The 19,986-nt window shown below is 59.9% G+C and carries 24 protein-coding genes; 12 read left to right on the top strand and 12 right to left on the bottom strand.

All coding sequences use genetic code 11. The features are described from left to right. Window positions 1–13: 13 nt before the first annotated feature. Complete coding sequence (rnk, locus tag ACJ8HB_RS22825) at window positions 14–424, bottom strand: nucleoside diphosphate kinase regulator (RefSeq protein WP_004936993.1); 411 nt, start codon at window positions 422–424, stop codon at window positions 14–16. Between the two features lie 444 nt (window positions 425–868). On the opposite strand from rnk, the gene ACJ8HB_RS22820 reads away from it, so the two are divergent. The 10 genes from ACJ8HB_RS22820 (at window position 869) to ACJ8HB_RS22775 (ending at window position 9,996) form a co-directional block, all read left to right on the top strand. Further along, window positions 869–1,195: a glycine dehydrogenase gene (locus tag ACJ8HB_RS22820; protein WP_089185451.1), complete on the top strand. Its 327-nt coding sequence runs from the start codon at window positions 869–871 to the stop codon at window positions 1,193–1,195. 36 nt (window positions 1,196–1,231) lie between these two features. Further along, complete coding sequence (locus tag ACJ8HB_RS22815) at window positions 1,232–1,597, top strand: glycine-rich SFCGS family protein (RefSeq protein WP_033636151.1); 366 nt, start codon at window positions 1,232–1,234, stop codon at window positions 1,595–1,597. Next, window positions 1,597–1,893, top strand: coding sequence for a DUF4312 family protein (locus tag ACJ8HB_RS22810; RefSeq protein WP_033636150.1), 297 nt, complete (start codon window positions 1,597–1,599; stop codon window positions 1,891–1,893). The genes ACJ8HB_RS22815 and ACJ8HB_RS22810 overlap by 1 nt, the downstream gene beginning before the upstream one ends. A 30-nt stretch (window positions 1,894–1,923) precedes the next feature. Further along, entirely contained in the window at window positions 1,924–2,700 is a 777-nt protein-coding gene (locus tag ACJ8HB_RS22805) for a DUF4311 domain-containing protein (RefSeq protein ID WP_004937006.1), read from the top strand. 11 nt (window positions 2,701–2,711) lie between these two features. After that, window positions 2,712–3,362, top strand: coding sequence for a DUF4310 family protein (locus tag ACJ8HB_RS22800; protein WP_033636148.1), 651 nt, complete (start codon window positions 2,712–2,714; stop codon window positions 3,360–3,362). 60 nt (window positions 3,363–3,422) lie between these two features. Then, window positions 3,423–4,562: an amidohydrolase/deacetylase family metallohydrolase gene (locus ACJ8HB_RS22795; RefSeq protein ID WP_047570416.1), complete on the top strand. Its 1,140-nt coding sequence runs from the start codon at window positions 3,423–3,425 to the stop codon at window positions 4,560–4,562. Further along, complete coding sequence (locus ACJ8HB_RS22790; RefSeq protein ID WP_047570418.1) at window positions 4,546–5,664, top strand: DgaE family pyridoxal phosphate-dependent ammonia lyase; 1,119 nt, start codon at window positions 4,546–4,548, stop codon at window positions 5,662–5,664. The genes ACJ8HB_RS22795 and ACJ8HB_RS22790 overlap by 17 nt, the downstream gene beginning before the upstream one ends. After that, the gene (gene dagF / locus ACJ8HB_RS22785) at window positions 5,661–6,401 is read left to right on the top strand and encodes a 2-dehydro-3-deoxy-phosphogluconate aldolase (RefSeq protein WP_004937022.1); all 741 of its coding nucleotides are present in this window, start codon (window positions 5,661–5,663) and stop codon (window positions 6,399–6,401) included. Before ACJ8HB_RS22790 ends, dagF begins: the two co-directional genes overlap by 4 nt. 412 nt (window positions 6,402–6,813) lie before the next feature. After that, window positions 6,814–8,028, top strand: a complete 1,215-nt coding sequence (locus ACJ8HB_RS22780; protein ID WP_047570420.1) for a lactonase family protein — start codon at window positions 6,814–6,816, stop codon at window positions 8,026–8,028. A 51-nt stretch (window positions 8,029–8,079) separates the two neighbouring features. Beyond that, complete coding sequence (locus ACJ8HB_RS22775; protein WP_033648995.1) at window positions 8,080–9,996, top strand: BglG family transcription antiterminator; 1,917 nt, start codon at window positions 8,080–8,082, stop codon at window positions 9,994–9,996. A 47-nt stretch (window positions 9,997–10,043) separates the two neighbouring features. Here the strand turns inward: ACJ8HB_RS22775 and npr are convergent, their stop codons facing one another. The 11 genes from npr to ACJ8HB_RS22720 form a co-directional block, all read right to left on the bottom strand. After that, the gene (gene npr / locus ACJ8HB_RS22770; RefSeq protein ID WP_033648996.1) at window positions 10,044–10,316 is read right to left on the bottom strand and encodes a PTS phosphocarrier protein NPr; all 273 of its coding nucleotides are present in this window, start codon (window positions 10,314–10,316) and stop codon (window positions 10,044–10,046) included. Then, window positions 10,313–11,167, bottom strand: a complete 855-nt coding sequence (gene rapZ, locus ACJ8HB_RS22765) for an RNase adapter RapZ (RefSeq protein WP_015379177.1) — start codon at window positions 11,165–11,167, stop codon at window positions 10,313–10,315. Before rapZ ends, npr begins: the two co-directional genes overlap by 4 nt. A 129-nt stretch (window positions 11,168–11,296) precedes the next feature. Next, window positions 11,297–11,758, bottom strand: a complete 462-nt coding sequence (ptsN, locus tag ACJ8HB_RS22760) for a PTS IIA-like nitrogen regulatory protein PtsN (protein WP_094860184.1) — start codon at window positions 11,756–11,758, stop codon at window positions 11,297–11,299. 155 nt (window positions 11,759–11,913) lie between these two features. After that, the gene (gene hpf / locus ACJ8HB_RS22755) at window positions 11,914–12,201 is read right to left on the bottom strand and encodes a ribosome hibernation promoting factor (RefSeq protein WP_004937038.1); all 288 of its coding nucleotides are present in this window, start codon (window positions 12,199–12,201) and stop codon (window positions 11,914–11,916) included. Window positions 12,202–12,224: 23 nt separating this feature from the next. Next, window positions 12,225–13,658: an RNA polymerase factor sigma-54 gene (rpoN, locus tag ACJ8HB_RS22750; protein ID WP_033648997.1), complete on the bottom strand. Its 1,434-nt coding sequence runs from the start codon at window positions 13,656–13,658 to the stop codon at window positions 12,225–12,227. Between the two features lie 52 nt (window positions 13,659–13,710). After that, a complete protein-coding gene (lptB, locus tag ACJ8HB_RS22745) occupies window positions 13,711–14,436 on the bottom strand; it encodes an LPS export ABC transporter ATP-binding protein (RefSeq protein ID WP_004937040.1) in 726 nt (241 codons plus the stop codon). A gap of 6 nt (window positions 14,437–14,442) precedes the next feature. Continuing rightward, entirely contained in the window at window positions 14,443–14,982 is a 540-nt protein-coding gene (lptA, locus tag ACJ8HB_RS22740) for a lipopolysaccharide ABC transporter substrate-binding protein LptA (protein WP_004937045.1), read from the bottom strand. Beyond that, entirely contained in the window at window positions 14,951–15,529 is a 579-nt protein-coding gene (lptC, locus tag ACJ8HB_RS22735; protein WP_033654803.1) for an LPS export ABC transporter periplasmic protein LptC, read from the bottom strand. Before lptC ends, lptA begins: the two co-directional genes overlap by 32 nt. Next, window positions 15,526–16,080 (bottom strand): 3-deoxy-manno-octulosonate-8-phosphatase KdsC, encoded by a 555-nt coding sequence (gene kdsC, locus ACJ8HB_RS22730; RefSeq protein ID WP_021505108.1) that lies wholly within the window; start codon window positions 16,078–16,080, stop codon window positions 15,526–15,528. Before kdsC ends, lptC begins: the two co-directional genes overlap by 4 nt. 17 nt (window positions 16,081–16,097) lie before the next feature. Continuing rightward, window positions 16,098–17,084 (bottom strand): arabinose-5-phosphate isomerase KdsD, encoded by a 987-nt coding sequence (gene kdsD, locus ACJ8HB_RS22725; protein ID WP_033648998.1) that lies wholly within the window; start codon window positions 17,082–17,084, stop codon window positions 16,098–16,100. A 16-nt stretch (window positions 17,085–17,100) separates the two neighbouring features. Beyond that, window positions 17,101–18,078 (bottom strand): calcium/sodium antiporter, encoded by a 978-nt coding sequence (locus tag ACJ8HB_RS22720; protein ID WP_025160120.1) that lies wholly within the window; start codon window positions 18,076–18,078, stop codon window positions 17,101–17,103. Between the two features lie 302 nt (window positions 18,079–18,380). Here ACJ8HB_RS22720 and mlaF point away from each other — a divergent pair, with 302 nt between their 5' ends. Together mlaF and mlaE are read left to right on the top strand one after the other, a co-directional pair. Next, the gene (gene mlaF, locus ACJ8HB_RS22715; protein WP_047570422.1) at window positions 18,381–19,196 is read left to right on the top strand and encodes a phospholipid ABC transporter ATP-binding protein MlaF; all 816 of its coding nucleotides are present in this window, start codon (window positions 18,381–18,383) and stop codon (window positions 19,194–19,196) included. A 4-nt stretch (window positions 19,197–19,200) separates the two neighbouring features. Beyond that, the gene (gene mlaE, locus ACJ8HB_RS22710; RefSeq protein WP_004937059.1) at window positions 19,201–19,983 is read left to right on the top strand and encodes a lipid asymmetry maintenance ABC transporter permease subunit MlaE; all 783 of its coding nucleotides are present in this window, start codon (window positions 19,201–19,203) and stop codon (window positions 19,981–19,983) included. Window positions 19,984–19,986 lie beyond the last annotated feature (3 nt).

The raw sequence follows: 19,986 nt of genomic DNA, 5'->3' as shown, positions 1-19,986 counted from the left end.
CCCTGAGAACCGCTTAACGGTGGTATTCGCCCGCCGCTTCCGGCTGGTACAGCAACTCCAGCACTTCAATCCGCGCTTCTTCACCGTTCGGCAATTGCCAGGAAATCTGCTTGCCGACGTGCATGCCGAGCAGCGCTGCGCCCAGCGGCGCCATCACCGACAGCTGATCGTGGCTGTCTTTCAGCGATGCCGGGTAAACCAGCGTGCGCACGTGCTCTTCATCGGTGTGCAGATCGCGAAAACGCACGCGGCTGTTCATGGTCACCACGTTGGCCGGCATTTTCTCCGGCGGCAGGATTTCCGCGCGATCCAACTCGTCGTTCAGCGCGGCGGCGACGTCGGTGTTGGCAAAGGCCGGTTGTTCCAATAGCGCATCCAGGCGTTCCGCATCCAGCTCATTAATAGTAATGATGGGTTTGGTCATTCCACTCTCCAGTCAAATCAAAGGGTGCCAGTCTGTGCACCCATAAATTCGGAAAAACAACACAAAGCAACACCCCCGCGCCAGAGGAGCGGGGGTGTGGGTAATGTCGATTTGTCCCATTGATAGTAGGCGGTTGGGACGAGAAAAGAAAGAGATCCCGATCACGAAGGCTTTTATCGTCAATTGTGGCGAAAGAAACGGTTAGCCCGGTTATCTATTTGTTATCTCATTAACTTTTTCACCGCAGCGCCGTTTTGCGAAATGGATCCCCGCGCGTCATGCGATTTCCACTTCGAACTGGAAAAAACCGGTCTACACAGAAAATCCTACCGGGGGTAGGGTAAAGACATCACAGAAAGCGGGTTATTCAGGTGATGCGCTTTACGGCTTACTGATTAATGTGGGATCTAGGGGTACTGAAAAGTGAATGATGGATCTGCTTCGATAAAAGAAATTGAACAATCCGATGTCAGCGCAGCCGGTGAGATCACCGCTCGGGTGTTGGCGGATATTGCCGCGATGCTGAATGCTGAAAATATTTATACCAATGCGGTGCAGCAACAGATGCTGGAATCGCATATTCGCGCCATGGTGCTGCGTTCAATAACCGGCGAGCCGTTGCCGGAGGTGGATAAATCGTTGTTCGACGAAATCTCCGCCGAATCCATGCAAATGGCGGAGCGCGTGGTGAATCAGTTTGGCACATTGCCTATCGAAGAAGCCTATTTATTGTCAGTGCACTTCGAAGTGGCGAAAGATAATAACGCATAGCGGTTAACGCATCGATTTCAATCAGGAGAATATACCATGGGTCAAATTACCGTAGTGATCGGCGATCGTTTGGGTAAAGGGCAAAAAGTCGGCCAGGGCGTTGAAAACGCAGGCGGAAAAGCGGTGGTTATCCCCGGCGTGGCGGCGGATATGAAGCTGGGTGACGTCATGAAAGCGGAAAACGCGCAGCTGGGCATCTCTTTTTGCGGCAGCGGCGGTGCCGGCGCGATTACCGCGCAAACCAAACACGGCTACAAAGCCAAATACGGCATGCGTTCGGTGGAAGAGGGCGTGACGGCAATTAACGAAGGCTGCAACGTGCTGGGCTTCGGCTTTATGGATAAAGAAGAGTTGGGCCAGAAATTGGTGGAAGCCTACATCAAAAAACATGGCAATCCATAATGAAAGAGCAATATACCACATCGGTAAAGGTGGAGGGTAAAGGCGACAGCAAAGCGAAAGCTTTTGCTTCCGCCTTGGCTAATGTGCAGGGTGCGGTATTAAAGTCCACCAACAATATTCTGCTGCGTATCGAGCCGCAGGACGTCAGCGTCGTGAGAGCGGAAGAGAAAATAACTAAAGAGAAATTTCTTTTCTTCTTTTTGCCGCGTGAAAGAAAGAGTTATGCCGTTTCTCTGGAAATAACCGTGAACGTAACCATTATCAATACCGAGAAGGTTGTCTTCGTCACGAAATAAAAACGTTAGCATAAATGAAAGGGTATACTGATGTTTTTAATCATCTTATTTAAATCGATTATTATCGGTGGGCTGGTGGGGGTCGGCGTAGGGGCCGGCGCCGCACGCATGTTCCACGCGCCGACAACACAGGGCATGGGGGCGTTTCGCACCCTGGGCGAGCTGAATTCCTGCGAGGGCGATCCGGCTTCCCACTTCTCATTCGGTCTGGGCTTCTTCTTCAACGCCTGGGCGTCTTCCGTGGCGGCGGGTTCCTTCACGCAGGACGTCGACCACCGCATCATCCCGCACTGGGGCGCGGCGGCCCTGATGGTCAAGAACCGCAATCTGGCGCAAACGCTGCACGATCCGAAAAAAATGGCCATCGCCTGCGGCATCATTGGCATGCTGGTGGTGGCGTTCCTCAATACCACCGCTTCCGCCGTGCCGGCCGCGCTGCAGGTCACCGCGATCAAGGTGCTGGTGCCGGCGGCCAACCTGCTGGTGAACACCGTGATGCCGGTGATCTTCTGGCTGGCGGCGATCGACGCCGGGCGCCGTTCCGGCTTCTGGGGCACCATCTTCGGCGGCCTGGCGCAGCTGATCATGGGCAACGCCGTGCCGGGCCTGGTGCTGGGCATTCTGATCGGCAAAGGCGTGGAAGAGAGCGGCTGGAACAAGATCACCAAGATCATGATGGCGGTGATCGTGCTGCTGTTCGTGCTGAGCGGCTTCTTCCGCGGCTTCGACATGAAAGTTCTCGAGTCCTTCAGCCTCGGCGTGCCGGGCTGGCTGGACGCCATTCACAACACCCTGAGCGGTAAATAAGGAGCGGGATGATGGAAGAGCAAACCCAAAAAGGCTTCTGGTACGCCGACTGGTCATTCCCGATTTTTGTTGGCCTGCTGTCCTCCGGCGTGTTCGCCGGGACGCACATGTATTACCTGTACGGCATCGGCGCCTTTAACGAAGTGGCGTTCGTTTCCATGCTGCGGGCGGGGATGGATACCGGCGTATACGGCGCGGTGGCGGCGTTCGGCGCCAGCTTCCTGTTCGCGCGCATCATCGAAGGCTCGCTGGTGGGCATCCTGGACATCGGCGGTGCGATCCAGACCGGCGTCGGGCTGGGCGTGCCGGCGCTGCTGCTGGGGGCCGGCATCGTGTTCCCGGTCGCCAACTTCGCCGCTTCGCTGGTGACCGGCCTGGTCATCGGCCTGGCGATCGGTTACGTGATCATTCTGGCGCGCAAATTCACCATCAATCAGAGCAACTCCACCTACGGGGCGGACGTGATGATGGGCGCGGGCAACTCGTCGGGCCGTTTCCTCGGGCCGTTGATCATCCTGTCGGCGATGACCGCCTCGATCCCGATCGGCATCGGTTCGCTGCTCGGCGCGCTGCTGTTCTATATCTGGGGTAAACCGATCACCGGCGGAGCGATCCTCGGCGCGATGATCCTGGGGGCGATCTTCCCGGTAGCCATTTCTTGAGAGGCCTGCGCCAGGCGCCGCCCGATGCGGCGGCGCCCGGGCTAACAGGAGCAATGCGGTATGTATGACTTAGTAATCAGAGGCGCCAGACTGGCGGACGACACGCTGATCGATCTGGCGGTGAAAGACGGCAAAATCGCCTCGGTCGGGCGGCTGGCGGCGGACGTCAGCGCCGTTCGCCAACTGGATCTGGCGGGCAACTGCCGCCTGAGCGCCGGTTGGATCGATGCGCACGTGCACTGCTATCCCGACTCGCCGATTTACCATGACGAGCCGGATCGGGTCGGCGTCGCCAGCGGCGTCACCAGCGTGGTCGATGCCGGCAGCACCGGCGCCGACGATATCGACGCCTTTTATCAGCTGGCGCGCAGCGCCAAAACCAACGTGTTCGCCTTCCTCAACATCTCGCGCATCGGCCTGCTGCGGCAGAACGAGCTGGCGGAGTTGACGGACATCGACAAGCGCGAGGCCGGCCAGGCCATCGCCAACCATCCCGGCTTCATCATCGGCATCAAGGCGCGCATGAGCAGCAGCGTGGTGGGCAAGAACGGCACCCGGCCGCTGGTGTTGGCCAAAGAGATCCAGCGGGAAAACCGCCAACTGCCGCTGATGGTGCATATCGGCAACAACCCGCCGAATCTGGACGAGATCGCCGATCTGCTGACCCGTGGCGACATCATCACCCACTGCTACAACGGCAAACCGAACCGCATTCTGACGCCGGCGGGCACGCTGCGCGAGTCGATCCAGCGCGCGCTGCGGCGCGGCGTGTTGCTCGACGTGGGGCACGGCACCGCCAGCTTCAGCTTCGAGGTGGCGCGCCAGGCGATCAAGCTGGGCATTTTGCCGCACACCATCAGCTCCGATATTTACTGCCGCAACCGCATAAACGGGCCGGTGCACAGCCTGGCGACGGTGATGTCCAAATTTTTCAGCGTCGGCCTGACGCTGCCGCAGGTGATCGCCTGCGTGACGGAGAACGCCGCGTCGGCGCTGCAGCTCAGCGGCAAAGGGCGGCTGGAGCCGGGCTATGACGCCGATTTCACGCTGTTTGAACTGCGCCGCGAACCGCAGGTGTTCGCCGACGCCGAAGGGCAAACCGCCGAGGGCGAACAGCTGTTGGTGCCGCTGGCCGCGGTGGTGGCCGGGGAAATCCTATTAACCGAACAAGGGGAGGCAAGCGATGTCTTCGATTTATGAAAAATACGGTTTGAAGCAGGTGATCAACACCTCCGGCCGCATGACCATTCTCGGCGTTTCCACGCCGCGCCAGGATGTGATCGACGCCGTTGACTACGGCCTGAATCACTATTTCGAAATCAAGGATCTGGTCAACAAGACCGGCGCCTACATCGCCGATCTGCTCAACGTGGAGGACGCGGTGATCGTTTCCTGCGCCTCGGCGGGCATCGCCCAGTCGGTGGCGGCGGTGATCGTCAAAGATAACGCCAATCTGCTGGTGAACCTGCACTCGGCGCCGATCGCCGTGCCGCGTGAGATCGTGTTGCCGCGCGGCCACAACGTCAACTTCGGCGCGCCGGTGGACACCATGGTGGCGCTGGGCGGCGGCAAGGTGGTGGAAGCGGGCTACGCCAACGAATGTTCGCCGGAGCAGATTGAAGCCTGCATCACGCCGCAGACGGCGGCGATCCTGTACGTCAAATCGCACCACTGCGTGCAGAAAAGTATTCTGTCCGTCGAACAGGCGGCGGTGGTGGCGCGCAAGCATAACCTGCCGCTGATCGTCGACGCCGCGGCGGAAGAAGATCTGATGTGTTACTACCAGATGGGAGCCGATCTGGTGATCTACAGCGGCGCCAAAGCCATCGAGGGGCCGACCAGCGGCTTGGTTATCGGTAAGAAACAGTACGTCGAGTGGGTGAAGCTGCAGTCCGGCGGCATCGGCCGGGCGATGAAGGTCGGCAAAGAGGGCATCCTCGGCCTGACGCAGGCGATCGAAAGCTATCTGACGCTTGAGAAAACCACCGGGCAACAGATGGTGGCGCGGATGACGCCGTTCCTCGACAGCCTCAACACCCTGACCGGCGTCAGCGCCAGAACCGTCTGGGACAGCGCCGGCCGCGATATCGCCCGCGCCGAGATCGCCTTCGACGAAGCGGTGCTGGGGCGGTCGACCTATGACATCGTCCAGGCGCTGAAAACCGGCGACATCGCCATCTACTTCCGCGGCTACAAGGCCAACGAGGGCAAGATTGAGGTCGACGTGCGCAGCGTCGATGAGCAACAGCTGATGACCGTCTTTGCCTGTATCAAAAACCTGTTTACGGAGAAACAAGCATGAAGCTGCAGCCTAACTACTATCGTGACCGCGTCTGCCTGAACGTGCTGGCCGGCTCCAAAGCCAACGCGCAGGACATCTACGCCGCGGCGGAAGGCCATGTGCTGGTGGGCGTGCTCTCCAAGAACTACCCGGACGTCGACAGCGCGGTGACCGACATGCTGCGCTATGCGCGCCTGATCGACAACGCGCTCTCGGTCGGCCTGGGCGCCGGCGATCCGAAGCAGTCGGCGATGGTCAGCCTGATCGCTCAGCAGGTGCAGCCGCAGCACGTCAACCAGGTGTTTACCGGCGTTGGCGCTAGCCGCGCGCTGCTGGGCCAGAACGACAGCGTGGTCAACGGCCTGGTGTCGCCAACCGGCCGCGTCGGTTGGGTGAAGATCTCTACCGGCCCATTGAGCGCCGCGGCGCCGGACGGCATCGTGCCGGTGGAAACCGCCATCGCCCTGCTGAAAGACATGGGCGGCAGCTCCATCAAGTATTTCCCGATGGGCGGCCTGAAGTGCAAGGACGAATATCAGTACGTAGCCAAGGCCTGCGCCGAGCATGACTTTATGCTGGAGCCGACCGGCGGCATCGATCTGGAGAACTACGAGCCGATCGTCGAAATCGCGCTGGCGGCCGGCGTGAAACGCGTGATCCCGCATATCTACAGTTCGATCATCGACGCCGCCAGCGGCGATACGCGCCCGCAGGACGTGAAAACCCTGCTGGCGATGACCAAAAAGCTGGTGGGCTGAACGCGCAATGGGATGAGGTATGCCCTAAATAATTGGAGTTGCTTCCCGGCGGCAAGAGCATGAGTCCCCAGGAGCTTACTTAAGTAAGTGACTGGGGGGAGTGCTTGCAGCCAACACAGAAGCAACTTCAAGTATGACGGGGATAACGCTGGGAGGCGAAGGTTTTCCCGTGGCGCGGCATGCCGCGCCGCCGTTAGCTATAGCCTATAGCTTTCAAGTTGTAGCTAGGCGGCAAGCGCAGGAGCCCCAGGAGCTTACTTAAGTAAGTGACTGGGGTGAAAAATCTGCCGGGAGCAGATTTAAACGCTGCTTGCAGCGGCCCCGAAGGGGTGAGGCCCATGGATGGGCCGAGTAACTGCGTAGCCAACAACGCTGCGGCTTGAAAGATGACGGATATATACTGAGGATAACTATGCGAAACTGGCAGGCTCCAACCCGACGCACCGCGTTGTTCCTGGCGCTGCTGGCCGTGACCGGCCCGGCGCTGCATGCTGAGGATGCAATGAATTCCACGTCATCTCATTTCGCCTATATCGGCACCTACAATCCCAACGGCGAAGGCGTTTACCGGGTGCAGGTCGATCCGGCCAGCGGCGCGCTGAGTCACACTACGCTGGTCAGCAAAGTGCCGAATCCGGCGCAGCTGACGCTGGGCGCCGATGGCAAGACGCTGTATGTCGCCAGCGAAGTGGCCGATTTCAACGGCGGCAAGCACGGCGGCATCACCGCTTACCGGGTCAATCCGGCCGACGGCGGCCTGACGCAGCTCAACCAGGTGGATTCGCAGGGAGCGGGGCCGGTGTATCTCTCATCGACGCCGGACGGGCGCCATCTGCTGGTGGCCAACTACGTCAGCGGCAGCGTGGCGGCTTTCCCGATCGAAGCGGACGGCAGCCTGGGCACCGCCAGCTCGGTGCAGCAACAGCAGGGCCCGGCGGGCGCGGCCAAACCGGCGGCGGCGGTGAACGGCAGCTTCGCCATCAGCGATCACAATGGCCCACATGCCCATATGATCGCCAGCGATCCGAGCGGCAAGTTCGTGTTCTCCACCGATCTGGGGTTGGATCGCATCTACCAATGGCGCTTTGACGCCGCGAGCGGCCGGCTGACGCCGAACGATCCGCCGTGGATCGCCGCCTCTTCCGCCGGCGCGGGTCCGCGTCACTTTGTGTTCCATCCGGACGGCGAAACCGTGCTGCTGGTGAACGAAGAGGCCTCGACGTTGACCAGCTACCGTTTTGATCGCCAAAAAGGTACTCTGAAACAACTGCATGCGGTTTCCGCGCTGCCCGCCGACTATCAGGGCACCAGCTTCGCTTCGGGGCTGGCGCTCAGCAAGAACGGCGACACGCTGTACGTCGCCAACCGGCTGCATAACAGCATTGCCCAGTTCAGCGTGGGCGCCGGCGGTGAGTTGAAACCGGTGGCGGAAACCTGGACGCGCGGCGATTACCCGCGTTCGCTGGCGCTGAGCCCGGATGGCCGCTATCTGTATGCGTTGAACCAGCGCAGCGATAACGTCACCCGCTTCAGCGTAAACCCGACGGATGGCAAACTCAGCGTTGTGGGCGGCTATCTGCCGATCGGCAGCCCCTCGCAAATGGCGTTTCTGCCGCCGCCGAAGTAACCCGTGGCCCGCCCGGTTCGCCGGGCGGGTCGCCTGATTGACGGACACAGAATGGTGCGATTTCCTTACCCGCGTTTGGCTTACTTGTTCGATGCCTTGCAAACCGAGACTTTGCCGCAGGATGAGCTGGCGAAGCGTTTCGCCGTGTCCACCCGCACGGTGCGGGCGGACATCACCGCGCTGAACGAGATTCTGGACAAATACGGCGCGCGTTTCGTGCATAACCGCGGTGCCGGCTATCGCCTGCAGGTCGATAACGCCGCGCTGTTCAGCGCCCTGCAGCATCAGGAGCGCCGCAAGCATGCCACCCCGCGCAGCGCGCAGGAGCGTGTGCATTATCTGCTGGTGCGTTTTTTGACCTCAGCCTTCTCCCTTAAACTGGAAGATCTGGCCGACGAGTGGTTCGTCAGCCGCGGTACGTTGCAAAACGACATGGCTGAGGTGAGAGAGCGTCTGGCGCACTATCAATTGACGATTGAAACCAAGCCGCGTTACGGCATGAAGCTGTTCGGCACGGAGATGGCGATCCGCGCCTGCCTGACCGATCTGCTGTTCCAACTGCAGCTGGCCGACGCCGAGAACCCGCTGCTCAACAACGAGATCCTGCTGCAGCCGCAGGTAGCGGCGTTCGCCGGATTGCTGCACCCGCTGCTGTCGCAATACGCCATTCGCCTGACCGACGAGGGCGAGCAGTACCTGATCTTCTACTGCGCGGTGGCGCTGCGGCGCATCAACGACGGCTATCCGCTGCCGGACTTCGAGGTGGAAGACGGCGACGACGCGGTGCGCCAGGTATCGACCCGTCTGGCGGCGGAACTGCGTTCGGCCTCCGGCAAAGAGATCTCGATGGCCGAAGAGGCCTATCTGCGGGTCAATATCGCCGCGCGGCGCGTGCAGGACGTGCAGCCGACCGAGATCAACGCCGACGATGAAGAAGCGCTGGTGGACTACATCCTGTCCTACATCAACGCACACTATAACTACAACCTGCAGGGCGACGAGCAGCTGCGGGCCGATCTGCTCACCCATATCAAGACCATGATTACGCGGGTGAAATACCAGATCAATATCCCCAATCCGCTGTTGGCCAACATCAAGCAGCACTATCCGATGGCTTACGACGTGACGCTGGCGGCGGTCTCCAGCTGGGGCAAATACACCCCCTATACCCTGAGCGAGAATGAGATAGGCTACCTGGTGCTGCACATCGGCGTGGGGCTGGAGCGGCATTACAACATCGGTTATGAACGCCACCCGCAGGTGATGCTGGTGTGCGATACCGGCAACTCGACGGTGCGCATGATCCAGGCGCAGATTGCGCGTAAGTATCCGCAGCTGGTGATGACGCGCATCGTCTCGCTGCGCGATTACGAGATGCTTGCGCATATCGACGAAGACTTCGTGATTTCCAACGCCCGCATCGGCGAAAAGAACAAGCCGGTGGTGGTGATGTCGCCGTTCCCAACCGATTACCAGCTGGAGCAGCTGGGCAAGCTGGTGCTGGTGGATCGCACCCGACCGTACATGCTGGAGAAGTTTTTCGACGCCGAGCATTTCATGGTGCTCAACGAGCCGCTGACGCAGGCGGAACTGTTCAGCCGAGTGTGCGGCCAGCTGGAGCGGGAAGGGTATGTCGGCGCGGACTTTTATCCGTCGGTGGTCGAACGCGAGGCGATCGTCTCCACCTTGCTGGGCGAGGGCATCGCGCTGCCGCACTCGCTGGGGCTGCTGGCCAAAAAAACCGTGGTGGTGACGCTGCTGGCGCCGCAGGGCGTCGCCTGGGGAGAAGGTGAGGTCGCGCACGTGATTTTCCTGCTGGCGATCAGCAAGAGCGACTATGAAGAGGCGATGGCGATCTACGAGCTGTTTGTCACCTTCGTGCGTGAACGCTCAATGAGCCGCCTGCTGAGCAGCGACAGCTTCGACAGCTTTAAAGCGGTGGCGCTGGACTGCCTGAGCCGGAGCTGAGTGGGAGAGGATATGGGGGATTGGGCACAAAGGTGCGCCCTCAGCGGCTAATCTTCATCAAACCCGGAGTTGAACAGCTCGACGACCGCCTCCAGCGCGTTGACTTCGTCGGGGCCGGTCGCTTCGACTTCGATATGCCGGCCCTGGGCGGAGTCCAGCATCAGCAGCGCGATGACGCTGCTGGCCTCGGCTTCGGTGCCGCTTTCGTTGCGCAGCATCACTTCGGCGTCGAAGCTTTGCACCAGCTCGAACAGTTTCATCGCCGGGCGCGCGTGCATGCCCAGCTTGTTTTTGATTTCAACCGTCTGTTTGACCGTCATTGTTTGCGCTTTTCCAGCGTGCGGTGGCGCGACTGCACGTTCTTGCCGCGCGAGCGGAAGTAATCGGCCAGCTGTTCCGCCACGTACACCGAGCGGTGCTTGCCGCCGGTACAGCCGATGGCGACCGTCAGGTAGCTGCGGTTGTTGGTTTCCAGCATCGGCAGCCATTGCTCCAGGTAGCTGCGGGTCTGGTAGATGAAGTTGTGCACTTCGGTATGGCGATCGAGGAACGACGCGACCGGCTTATCCAGACCGGTCATCGGCCGCAGCTTCGGATCCCAGTGCGGGTTCGGCAGGAAGCGCACGTCGAACACGTAGTCGGCGTCGATCGGGATGCCGTGCTTGAAGCCGAAGGATTCGAACACCATGGTCAGCTCGCGCTCACGCTTGCCCAGCAGGCGGGTGCGCAGCATTTCGGCCAGCTCGTGCACCGACATTTCCGAGGTGTCGATAATCAGGTCAGCCCGCGAGCGCAGCGGTTCGAGCAGATCGCTCTCTTCGTCGATGGCGCTTTCCAGCGACAGGTTTTTGCTGGAGAGCGGGTGCAGGCGGCGGGTGTCGCTGTAACGGCGGATCAGCGTGTTGCGATCGGCGTCGAGGAACAGCAGCTGCGGCGAGAAGCTGTCCGGCAGCTGAGTCATCGCGTATTCGAACACTTCCGGCGATTCCGGCATGTTGCGCACGTCGATGCTGACCGCCGCGGAGATATTGCGTTCCGCCAGCGTATTGGCGAGCTGCGGCAGCAGCACCACCGGCAGGTTGTCAACGCAGTAAAAACCCATGTCTTCCAGCGCCCGCAAGGCGACGGATTTTCCGGAACCGGAACGGCCGCTGACAATCATCAGCACCATGTGGCAACTCCCCTGGCATCGCGGCGGCGTTCATCGCCACCGGTGGAAACTTTGTTATTCCGGCCGAGGCCGGATCCATCATCGTGAAACAGTAACGTTATCCGGGCTGGAAGTCACGCCGGCCGGGCATTACTCGGTGATGATTTGGTAAAGTTCTTCGTCGCTTTGCGCGGCGCGCAGGCGGCGGCATACGGTTTTGTCGGCCAGGCGTTTGGCGACCAGCGACAGGGTATGCAAATGGGTTTTGCACTGATCGGCAGGCACCAGCAGCGCGAACAGCAGGTCGACCGGCTGGTTGTCGATAGCGTCGAAAGCGATGGGTTGGTCGAGACGGATAAACACGCCAACGGCCCGCAGTGTGTCCTCTTCCAGTTTGCCGTGGGGAATGGCGATACCGTTGCCGATACCGGTGCTGCCCATGCGCTCCCGGGTGAGAACCGCGTCAAACACCACCTGCGGAGGCAGATTGAGCTGTTTGGCGGCCAGTTCGCTGATAATTTCCAAAGCCCGCTTCTTGCTGGTGCAGTGTACCGAGCTTTTGGTGCACTCGATGTTTAACACCGAGCTTAATTGCATATATTCGTTGTTCATCTCATCTTCACTTAAAACCGCGCCGCCGGGCGCACCCGGCAAGGCGGTTTTTCGTCGGTTTTAACCCTGATTACCGTTCGGCGCGTCACCCATGCGGGTCACGCGCCGAAGGGCGAGGCGGCGACGGATGCCGCCTCATGGAGTGGGTTAGGGTGTCAGTGTTGTTTCAATTTGTCTTTATGTTTGTTCAATTGACGTGCCAATTTGTCGATCAGCGTATCAATTGCGGCATACATATTCTCGTCTTCCGAGGTGGCGTGCAACTCGCCTCCATTCACGTGCACCGTTGCTTCCGCAATTTGCTGCACTTTTTCCACACTTAATACAACATACACCTGATTGATGCGATCAAAATACTGTTCGAGTTTGGCGAACTTGTTGTTCACGAACTCGCGCAACGGATCGGTGATTTCGATGTGGTGTCCGGTAATGTTGAGCTGCATAGTGTCTTCCTTCTCAATAGAGGTCAAACCAACTGTTTACGCTGGTTCGACGGCGGGATGGACAAAGACTCTCGGTACTTGGCGACGGTGCGCCGCGCCACGATGATCCCCTGATCGGCGAGCAGGGTGGCCAGCTTGCTGTCGCTGAGTGGCTTGGCGGGGTTTTCCGCCGCAATCAATTTCTTCACCAACGCGCGGATCGCCGTCGAGGAGGCTTCGCCGCCGCTGTCGGTATTCACGTGGCTGGAGAAGAAATACTTCAATTCAAAAATGCCGCGCGGGCTGTGCAGAAACTTCTGCGTGGTGACGCGCGAGATCGTCGATTCATGCATCTCCACGGCCTGGGCGATATCCGCCAGCACCATGGGTTTCATAAACTCTTCGCCCTGCTCGAAGAACGCCTGCTGTTGGCTGACGATGCAGCGGGTGACCTTCAGCAGCGTCTCGTTGCGGCTCTCCAGGCTTTTAATCAGCCACTTGGCTTCCTGCAGGTTGCTGCGGATAAACTGGCCGTCGGCTTCGCTGCGGGCGCTGTTGCCCAGCGCGGCGTACTGCTGATTGATCTTCAAACGCGGCACGCTGTCGCCGTTGAGCTCGACCGTCCATTTGTTCTGCGTCTTGCGCACCAGCACGTCCGGGATCACGTATTCCGACTCGCCGGTATTGATCGACTGCCCCGGGCGCGGATCGAGCGACTGAATCAGCAGCATCGCTTCTTTCAGTGTATCTTCTTTTAGCCGGGTTGATCGCATCAGGCTGCGAAAGTCGTGGTTGGCCAACAGATCCAGATGGTCGCTGATGATCAGCCGCGCTTCGGCCAGGTAAGGGGTGTCTTTGGCGTATTGGGAGAGCTGCACCAGCAGGCAATCGCGCAGATCGCGCGCGGCGACGCCGATCGGATCGAAACGCTGCACGCGCTTCAATACCGCCTCGACTTCCTCGAGGGTCACGTTCTCGTCGCCCAGGCTTTCCAGAATGTCTTCCAGCGGCACGGTGAGATAGCCGGTGTCGTCCACCGCATCGACGATGGAGGTGGCGATGGCGGCGTCGGTATCGGAGAACGGCGTCAGATCCACCTGCCACATCAGGTAATCCTGCAGCGTTTGGGTGGTCTCGCCCTGATAGACCGGCAGTTCGTCGTCGCTGTAGTCGGTGCCGGTGCCGGACGGCGTGCCGGCGGTGTAGATCTCATCCCAGGTGGCGTCCAGCGGCAGCTCTTCCGGCATGTCTTTCTGTTCCAGCGCCTCGCGGGTATCGAGCCCCTCGGTCTCCTGGGTTTCTTTGGCGTCGATTTCGTCGTGCAGATCGGTCTGTTCAAGCAGCGGATTGCTCTCCAGCGCCAGCTGGATCTCTTGCTGAAGCTCAAGCGTGGACAACTGCAGCAGGCGGATCGCCTGCTGGAGCTGAGGAGTCATGGCCAGCTGTTGGCTGAGCCTGAGTTGCAAACCTTGCTTCATAGTTTTCTGTCTACTTCCGTTAACGGTGTCGCCCCGCAGGGCGCGCTGGCGCTTAGAGGCGGAACTCTTCGCCCAGATAAACGCGTTTAACCTGCTCGTCGGCCAGAATAGCATCCGGCGTGCCGTGGGCAATCAGTTTGCCCTGGCTGACGATGTAGGCGCGTTCACACACGTCCAGCGTCTCGCGCACGTTGTGGTCGGTGATCAGCACGCCCAGGCCGCTGTCACGCAGGTGCTCGATGATTTTCTTGATATCGATAACGGAAATCGGATCCACCCCGGCGAAGGGTTCGTCCAGCAGTATGAATTTCGGGTTGGCCGCCAGCGCGCGGGCGATTTCGACGCGGCGACGCTCACCGCCGGACAGCGCCTGGCCGAGGCTGTCGCGCAGATGGGAGATATGGAACTCTTCCATCAGCTCCTTGGCGCGGTCTTCACGCTGTTCGCTGGTGAGGTCGGGGCGAATCTCCAGCACCGCCATCAGGTTGTCGTACACGCTCAGGCGGCGGAAGATCGACGCTTCCTGCGGCAGGTAACCGATGCCGCGGCGCGCGCGGGCGTGCAGCGGCAGCAGACTGATGTCTTCTTCGTCGATCACGATGCGCCCGGCGTCGCGTGGCACGATGCCGACCACCATGTAGAAGGTGGTGGTTTTACCGGCGCCGTTCGGCCCGAGCAGGCCGACGATCTCGCCGGATTTCACTTTCAGGCTGACGTCTTCGACAACTTTACGGCCCTTGTAGGCTTTCGCCAGGTTTTCTGCGATGAGTGTTGCCATAAGTGATTAGTTACTCTTTTTCTGCTCGTTTTTGTCTTGCAACTGCGACGGTACCAGAACCGTTGTCACGCGTTTGCCTTTGTCGCTAAACGCCTGCATTTGCTGCTGTTGCACCAGATAGGTGATGCGATCGCCTTTCACGTTGCTGTCGAGCTGCTCCAGATAGGCGTTGCCCGTCAGGGTCACCAGCTGGGTCGCCACGTCGTAACGCACTTTCTGCGCGTGGCCTTTGACCGGCTTGCCGCTGTCCTGCATCTGGTAGAAGGTTACCGGGTTGCCGAACGCTTCAATATAGGTCTTATTCTGATCTCCGCCCGGGCGGGTGACCACCACCTTGTCGGCGCGAATATCGATGGTGCCTTGCTTGATCACCACGTTGTCGGTGAAGGTGCTGACGTTGCTCTGCATGTCCAACGACTGCTTGAGCGAGTCGATGCTGACCGGCTGGCTGGAGTCGGATTTCAGCGCCAGAGCGGGGGCGCTGGCGGCCAAAACTAAGCTGCCGAGCAACAGGTTACGGAGTTGGTTTTTGGTTCTGAATTTCATAGTTGGTCTTAACCTTATCAATCAGCTCAGCGGTTTTGGTCCGCAGGTTCCCACGCATTTTCATGCCGTTAGAGGTAAAATTGGTCCCGTAAATCGTGACTTCGTCATCGGAGGTGACGTCCTGGGTGACCAGGTTTACCTGAGCGTTGTCCGTCTTGATTTTTTCCAGCTGCGAGGTGGTGGTCAGGCTGTTTACCTCGACGTGACCATACAGATACAGCATCCGGTCTTTAGTCAGTTTGGCGCGATCGGCGCGAACTGACCAGGTGGCCACCGCATTCTCATCGAACAGCGTCATTACCGGCTGGGTGAACCAGCTCAGCTCGCCGGCGGTGTAATACTTCGCGTCTTCCGCCACTAGTTTGTAATTCAGCTTGCCGGCCGGGTTGTACACCACGGTGACCGTGTGCTGGCTCTGGTAGGTCGGATCCTGATCGTTGACCGGGCCAGGGGCCGTGTCGTCGCTAAAATCCGTCATGTTCCAGCCGATCAGCGCCAGAACGATCACCGTCAACAGGATGGTGATCCACAGTTTGGTTTTACTCATATCGACAGCCCTTTGGCGTCCTCCAGCTTATTTTGAGCCAAAAGAATGATGTCGCACAGTTCGCGTACCGCGCCGCGGCCGCCGGCAATGCGGGTGACGTAGTGGGCGCGCGGCGTCAGCAGCGGGTGGGCGTCCGCCACCGCGACCGCCAGGCCGACCTGCGCCATCACCGGCCAGTCGATCAGGTCATCGCCGATATAGGCGACCTGATCCGCCGTTAACGACAGTTTATCCAACAGTTCGCGGAAGGCCAAAAGCTTATCGGACTGCCCCTGATACAGATGGGTGATACCGAGCGTCTGCGCGCGGTCTTCCAGCAGCTTGGCGGAGCGACCGGTGATGATCGCCACCTCGATGTCCGAGGTTTTCAAGCAGCGGATGCCGTAGCCGTCGCGCACGTTGAACGCTTTCAATTCTTCACCGTTGTTGCCCATGAAGATCAGGCCGTCCGACAGCACGCCGTCAACGTCGCAAATCAACAGGCGGATGTTCCCGGCACGCGCCATAACCTCTTGTTCTACCGGCCCGTAGCAGGTTTCTACCATACCCATTCCGTTCTATTCCTTAATTAAACGACGCCGGCGCGCAGCATGTCATGCATATGTACCACACCCAGCAACTGGTCGCCATCGGCAACCAGCAGCGCGGTGATGTGGCGTTGTTGCATCAGGTTCAATGCATCGACCGCCAGGATGTTGGGGCGCACCCGTACGCCGCCCGGCGTCATGACGTCGGCGATCTTCGCCTCGTGCAGGTTGATGCCCATGTCGAACACCCGGCGCAGGTCGCCGTCGGTGAAGATGCCGGCGATTTTCATCAAATCGTCGCAGACAACCGTCAGGCCCAGATTTTTGCGGGTAATTTCCAGCAGCGCGTCGCGCAACGAGGCGTCGGCACTGACGTGGGGCATTTCGTCGCCGCTGTGCATGATATCGCTAACCCGCAGCAGCAGTTTGCGGCCGAGTGCGCCGCCCGGATGCGACAGCGCGAAATCTTCCTGCGTGAAACCGCGCGCCTTCAGCAGCGCGACGGCCAGCGCATCGCCCATCACCAGCGTGGCGGTGGTGCTGGTGGTCGGCGCCAGCCCCAGCGGGCAGGCTTCCTGCGGCACCTTGATGCACAGGTGGATATCCGCCGCCTTGCCCATCGAGCTTTCCGGATTGTTGGTCATACAGATGAGGGTGATCTGCTGGCGTTTCAATACCGGGATCAGCGCCAGGATCTCGCTGGACTCGCCGGAGTTGGAGATGGCGAGCACGATGTCCTGTGGGGTGACCATGCCCAAATCGCCATGGCTGGCCTCCGCCGGGTGAACGAAGAATGAGGGCGTGCCGGTGCTGGCGAAGGTCGCGGCGATCTTGCAGCCGATATGGCCGGATTTGCCCATGCCCATCACCACCACTTTGCCGCCGCAGGCGGCGATCGTTTCGCAGGCGCGGGTGAAGTCTGCGTTGATGTAGCTGTCGAGCTGAGCCAGCCCTTCACGCTCTATCTGAAGCACTTCTTTGCCGGCCTGCTGAAAATCGAAGCCCGGTTGCAACTCAATGTTCGACATACTCATTCCCGTCGGTTTAGCCGAAAGTACTGAAAGGGTTAAAGAACAGCACCGCAAGATACGCAATAAAGCCACATAATAACAGAGCGCCCGCCAGGTGACCGATGCGATGCTTGCGGCCGATGCACAGTACGCTCAGCAGCACGCTGGCCGCCAGCATCACCCAGTAATCGCGCTGGAAGGCGGCGGCGTCTACGCTGCCCGGCGACAGCAGGGCGGGGACGCCCAGCACGATCACCGTGTTGAAAATATTGGAGCCGATGATATTTCCAATCGCCATATCATCCTCGCCCTTCAGCGCCCCGGCGATGGAGGTAGCCAATTCGGGCAGGCTGGTGCCGATGGCGATAATGGTCAAGCCGACCACCAGTTCGCTCAGGCCGAAATAGTGCGCAATCACCGTCGCGTTATCGACCACCATTCTGGAAGAGAGCGGCAGAATGATAAACGCCAGCACCAGCCACAGCACCGCCACGGTGTTGCTGCTGTCCTGCGGCAGCTCGGCGATCTGCTCCATGGTCAGGCTGTCGCTGCCCTCGCGCTGCGCCAGCCGGGCGATTTTCAGCATCAGCAGGATGAAGCCGGCGGCGGCGGCCAGCAGCAGCACGCCGTCCAGCCTGCTCAGGGTGCCGTCCATCAACACGAAACCGCACAATACTGTGACCGCTAACATCAACGGCAGTTCGCGCCGCAGTATCTCGGAACGCGCGGCCAGCGGGTGAATCAGCGCCGCCACACCCAGGATCAATAAGATGTTGGTGATGTTGGAACCTAATACGTTGCCAACGGCCATATCTATCTGCCCGTTCAGCGCGGCGGTGGTGGACACGATCAGCTCCGGCAGCGAAGTGCCGATGCCGACGATGGTCATGCCGATGATCAACGGCGGGACGCCGAGCGAGCGGGAAATCACGGCAGCACCATAAACTAAGCGGTCTGCACCATACACCAGTAGAAATAAACCAACGATTAATAATGCTATCGCGAGAAACATGCAGGGTCCTTTGTCGGGTATTATCCCGGTTCGTTGGTTAAAGCCGTCAATGCGGCGGTATTGCTTGCCCTCCGTTGCGCGCGCGTGAGCCGCAGCAACGGTTTTTCCCGGCTAATAGTTGAACAGTTTCGTTTTTTTCGTTATGGCGCCAATTTTGACCGGGTGGCGCGGAAAAGTAAAACCAATGGCACCATTGGTTGCGAAATGGCAGTAAGTTTTTGTAAAGATGAGACGGATTGCGCCCATTGCTTTAACATCACGGGTAGATTCAGCAAAAGATGAGTCGTAAAGGGTCCATTAACATGCTCCAAAAGGCAGATAATTTGGTCGAAGTGCGCGACATGAGCTTCTCGCGCGGCGACCGACGGATATTTGAAGACATCAACCTGACGGTGCCTCGCGGTAAGGTCACGGCGATCATGGGGCCATCGGGCATCGGCAAAACCACGCTGCTGCGCCTGATCGGCGGCCAGCTGGCACCGGACAGCGGGGAGATTTGGTTCGACGGCGACAACATACCCGCGTTGTCCCGCCGTCAGTTATACAACGCGCGCAAAAAGATGAGCATGCTGTTCCAGTCGGGCGCGCTGTTCACCGATTTGACCGTGTTCGAAAACGTGGCCTACCCGCTGCGCGAGCACAGCAACCTGCCTGAACCCCTGCTGCGCAGCACGGTGCTGATGAAGCTGGAAGCGGTGGGGCTGCGCGGCGCGGCCCAGCTGATGCCCAATGAGCTTTCCGGCGGCATGGCGCGCCGGGCGGCGTTGGCGCGCGCGATCGCGCTGGACCCTGAGATGATCATGTTCGACGAACCTTTCGTCGGCCAGGATCCGATCACCATGGGGGTGCTGGTCAAGCTGATCGATGAGCTGAACCATGCGCTGGGCATTACCTGCATCGTGGTGTCGCACGACGTGCCGGAGGTGCTGAGCATCGCCGACTACGCCTATATCGTGGCCGATCACCGGGTGATCGCCGAAGGCACCACGCAGCAATTGCAGAACAATCCTGATGCGCGCGTGCGCCAGTTTCTGGATGGTATAGCGGATGGGCCGGTGCCGTTCCGCTATCCGGCCGGGGATTATCAGACCGAACTGCTAGGCTTAGGGAGTAAATAAGCTCATGTTATTAAGAGCGTTAGCGTCGTTGGGGCGCAGTGGCATCAACACCAGCGCCAGCTTCGGCCGCGCCGGGTTGATGCTGTTCAACGCGTTGATTGGCCGGCCGGAACCCGGCAAGCAGTGGCCGCTGTTGTTGAAACAGCTCTACAGCGTCGGCGTGCAGTCGCTGCTCATCATCATGGTCTCCGGGCTGTTCATCGGCATGGTGCTGGGCCTGCAGGGCTATATCGTGCTCACCACCTACAGCGCCGAGGCCAGCCTCGGCATGATGGTAGCGCTGTCGCTGCTGCGCGAGCTGGGGCCGGTGGTGACGGCGCTGCTGTTCGCCGGCCGCGCCGGTTCCGCGCTGACGGCGGAAATCGGCTTGATGAAGGCGACGGAGCAGATCTCCAGCCTGGAAATGATGGCGGTCGATCCGCTGCGGCGCATCGTGGCGCCGCGCTTCTGGGCGGGGCTGATCAGCATGCCGCTGTTGACCATCATTTTCGTGGCGATCGGCATCTGGGGCGGCTCGGTGGTCGGCGTGGACTGGAAGGGCATCGACAGCGGCTTCTTCTGGTCGGCGATGCAGGGCGCCGTAGAGTGGAAAAAAGATCTGCTCAACTGCCTGATCAAAAGCGTGGTATTCGCCATTACCGTAACCTGGATTGCCATTTTCAACGGGTACGACGCCGTGCCTACCTCTGAAGGGATTAGCCGGGCGACGACGCGTACCGTGGTGCATTCGTCACTGGCGGTGTTGGGATTGGATTTCGTGCTGACAGCACTGATGTTTGGGAATTGATTC

It is taken from the genome of Serratia sp. CY27727 (assembly GCF_052169275.1).
GTDB lineage: Bacteria > Pseudomonadota > Gammaproteobacteria > Enterobacterales > Enterobacteriaceae > Serratia > Serratia sarumanii.
This window is presented reverse-complemented; position numbering and strand designations above follow the sequence as displayed.

Bases quoted from the DNA above. Each gene is read 5' to 3' on its own strand.
- mlaE (WP_004937059.1), top strand. From the start codon at position 19,201: ATGTTATTAAGAGCGTTAGCGTCGTTGGGGCGCAGTGGCATCAACACC.
- ptsN (WP_094860184.1), bottom strand. From the start codon at position 11,758: ATGAACAACGAATATATGCAATTAAGCTCGGTGTTAAACATCGAGTGC.
- ACJ8HB_RS22720 (WP_025160120.1), bottom strand. From the start codon at position 18,078: ATGTTTCTCGCGATAGCATTATTAATCGTTGGTTTATTTCTACTGGTG.
- rapZ (WP_015379177.1), bottom strand. From the start codon at position 11,167: ATGGTGCTGATGATTGTCAGCGGCCGTTCCGGTTCCGGAAAATCCGTC.
- lptC (WP_033654803.1), bottom strand. From the start codon at position 15,529: ATGAGTAAAACCAAACTGTGGATCACCATCCTGTTGACGGTGATCGTT.
- hpf (WP_004937038.1), bottom strand. From the start codon at position 12,201: ATGCAGCTCAACATTACCGGACACCACATCGAAATCACCGATCCGTTG.
- ACJ8HB_RS22800 (WP_033636148.1), top strand. From the start codon at position 2,712: ATGGAAGAGCAAACCCAAAAAGGCTTCTGGTACGCCGACTGGTCATTC.
- rpoN (WP_033648997.1), bottom strand. From the start codon at position 13,658: ATGAAGCAAGGTTTGCAACTCAGGCTCAGCCAACAGCTGGCCATGACT.
- mlaF (WP_047570422.1), top strand. From the start codon at position 18,381: ATGCTCCAAAAGGCAGATAATTTGGTCGAAGTGCGCGACATGAGCTTC.
- npr (WP_033648996.1), bottom strand. From the start codon at position 10,316: ATGACGGTCAAACAGACGGTTGAAATCAAAAACAAGCTGGGCATGCAC.
- ACJ8HB_RS22780 (WP_047570420.1), top strand. From the start codon at position 6,814: ATGCGAAACTGGCAGGCTCCAACCCGACGCACCGCGTTGTTCCTGGCG.
- ACJ8HB_RS22810 (WP_033636150.1), top strand. From the start codon at position 1,597: ATGAAAGAGCAATATACCACATCGGTAAAGGTGGAGGGTAAAGGCGAC.
- lptA (WP_004937045.1), bottom strand. From the start codon at position 14,982: ATGAAATTCAGAACCAAAAACCAACTCCGTAACCTGTTGCTCGGCAGC.
- rnk (WP_004936993.1), bottom strand. From the start codon at position 424: ATGACCAAACCCATCATTACTATTAATGAGCTGGATGCGGAACGCCTG.
- ACJ8HB_RS22795 (WP_047570416.1), top strand. From the start codon at position 3,423: ATGTATGACTTAGTAATCAGAGGCGCCAGACTGGCGGACGACACGCTG.
- ACJ8HB_RS22790 (WP_047570418.1), top strand. From the start codon at position 4,546: ATGTCTTCGATTTATGAAAAATACGGTTTGAAGCAGGTGATCAACACC.
- lptB (WP_004937040.1), bottom strand. From the start codon at position 14,436: ATGGCAACACTCATCGCAGAAAACCTGGCGAAAGCCTACAAGGGCCGT.
- ACJ8HB_RS22815 (WP_033636151.1), top strand. From the start codon at position 1,232: ATGGGTCAAATTACCGTAGTGATCGGCGATCGTTTGGGTAAAGGGCAA.
- dagF (WP_004937022.1), top strand. From the start codon at position 5,661: ATGAAGCTGCAGCCTAACTACTATCGTGACCGCGTCTGCCTGAACGTG.
- ACJ8HB_RS22775 (WP_033648995.1), top strand. From the start codon at position 8,080: ATGGTGCGATTTCCTTACCCGCGTTTGGCTTACTTGTTCGATGCCTTG.
- kdsC (WP_021505108.1), bottom strand. From the start codon at position 16,080: ATGGGTATGGTAGAAACCTGCTACGGGCCGGTAGAACAAGAGGTTATG.
- kdsD (WP_033648998.1), bottom strand. From the start codon at position 17,084: ATGTCGAACATTGAGTTGCAACCGGGCTTCGATTTTCAGCAGGCCGGC.
- ACJ8HB_RS22805 (WP_004937006.1), top strand. From the start codon at position 1,924: ATGTTTTTAATCATCTTATTTAAATCGATTATTATCGGTGGGCTGGTG.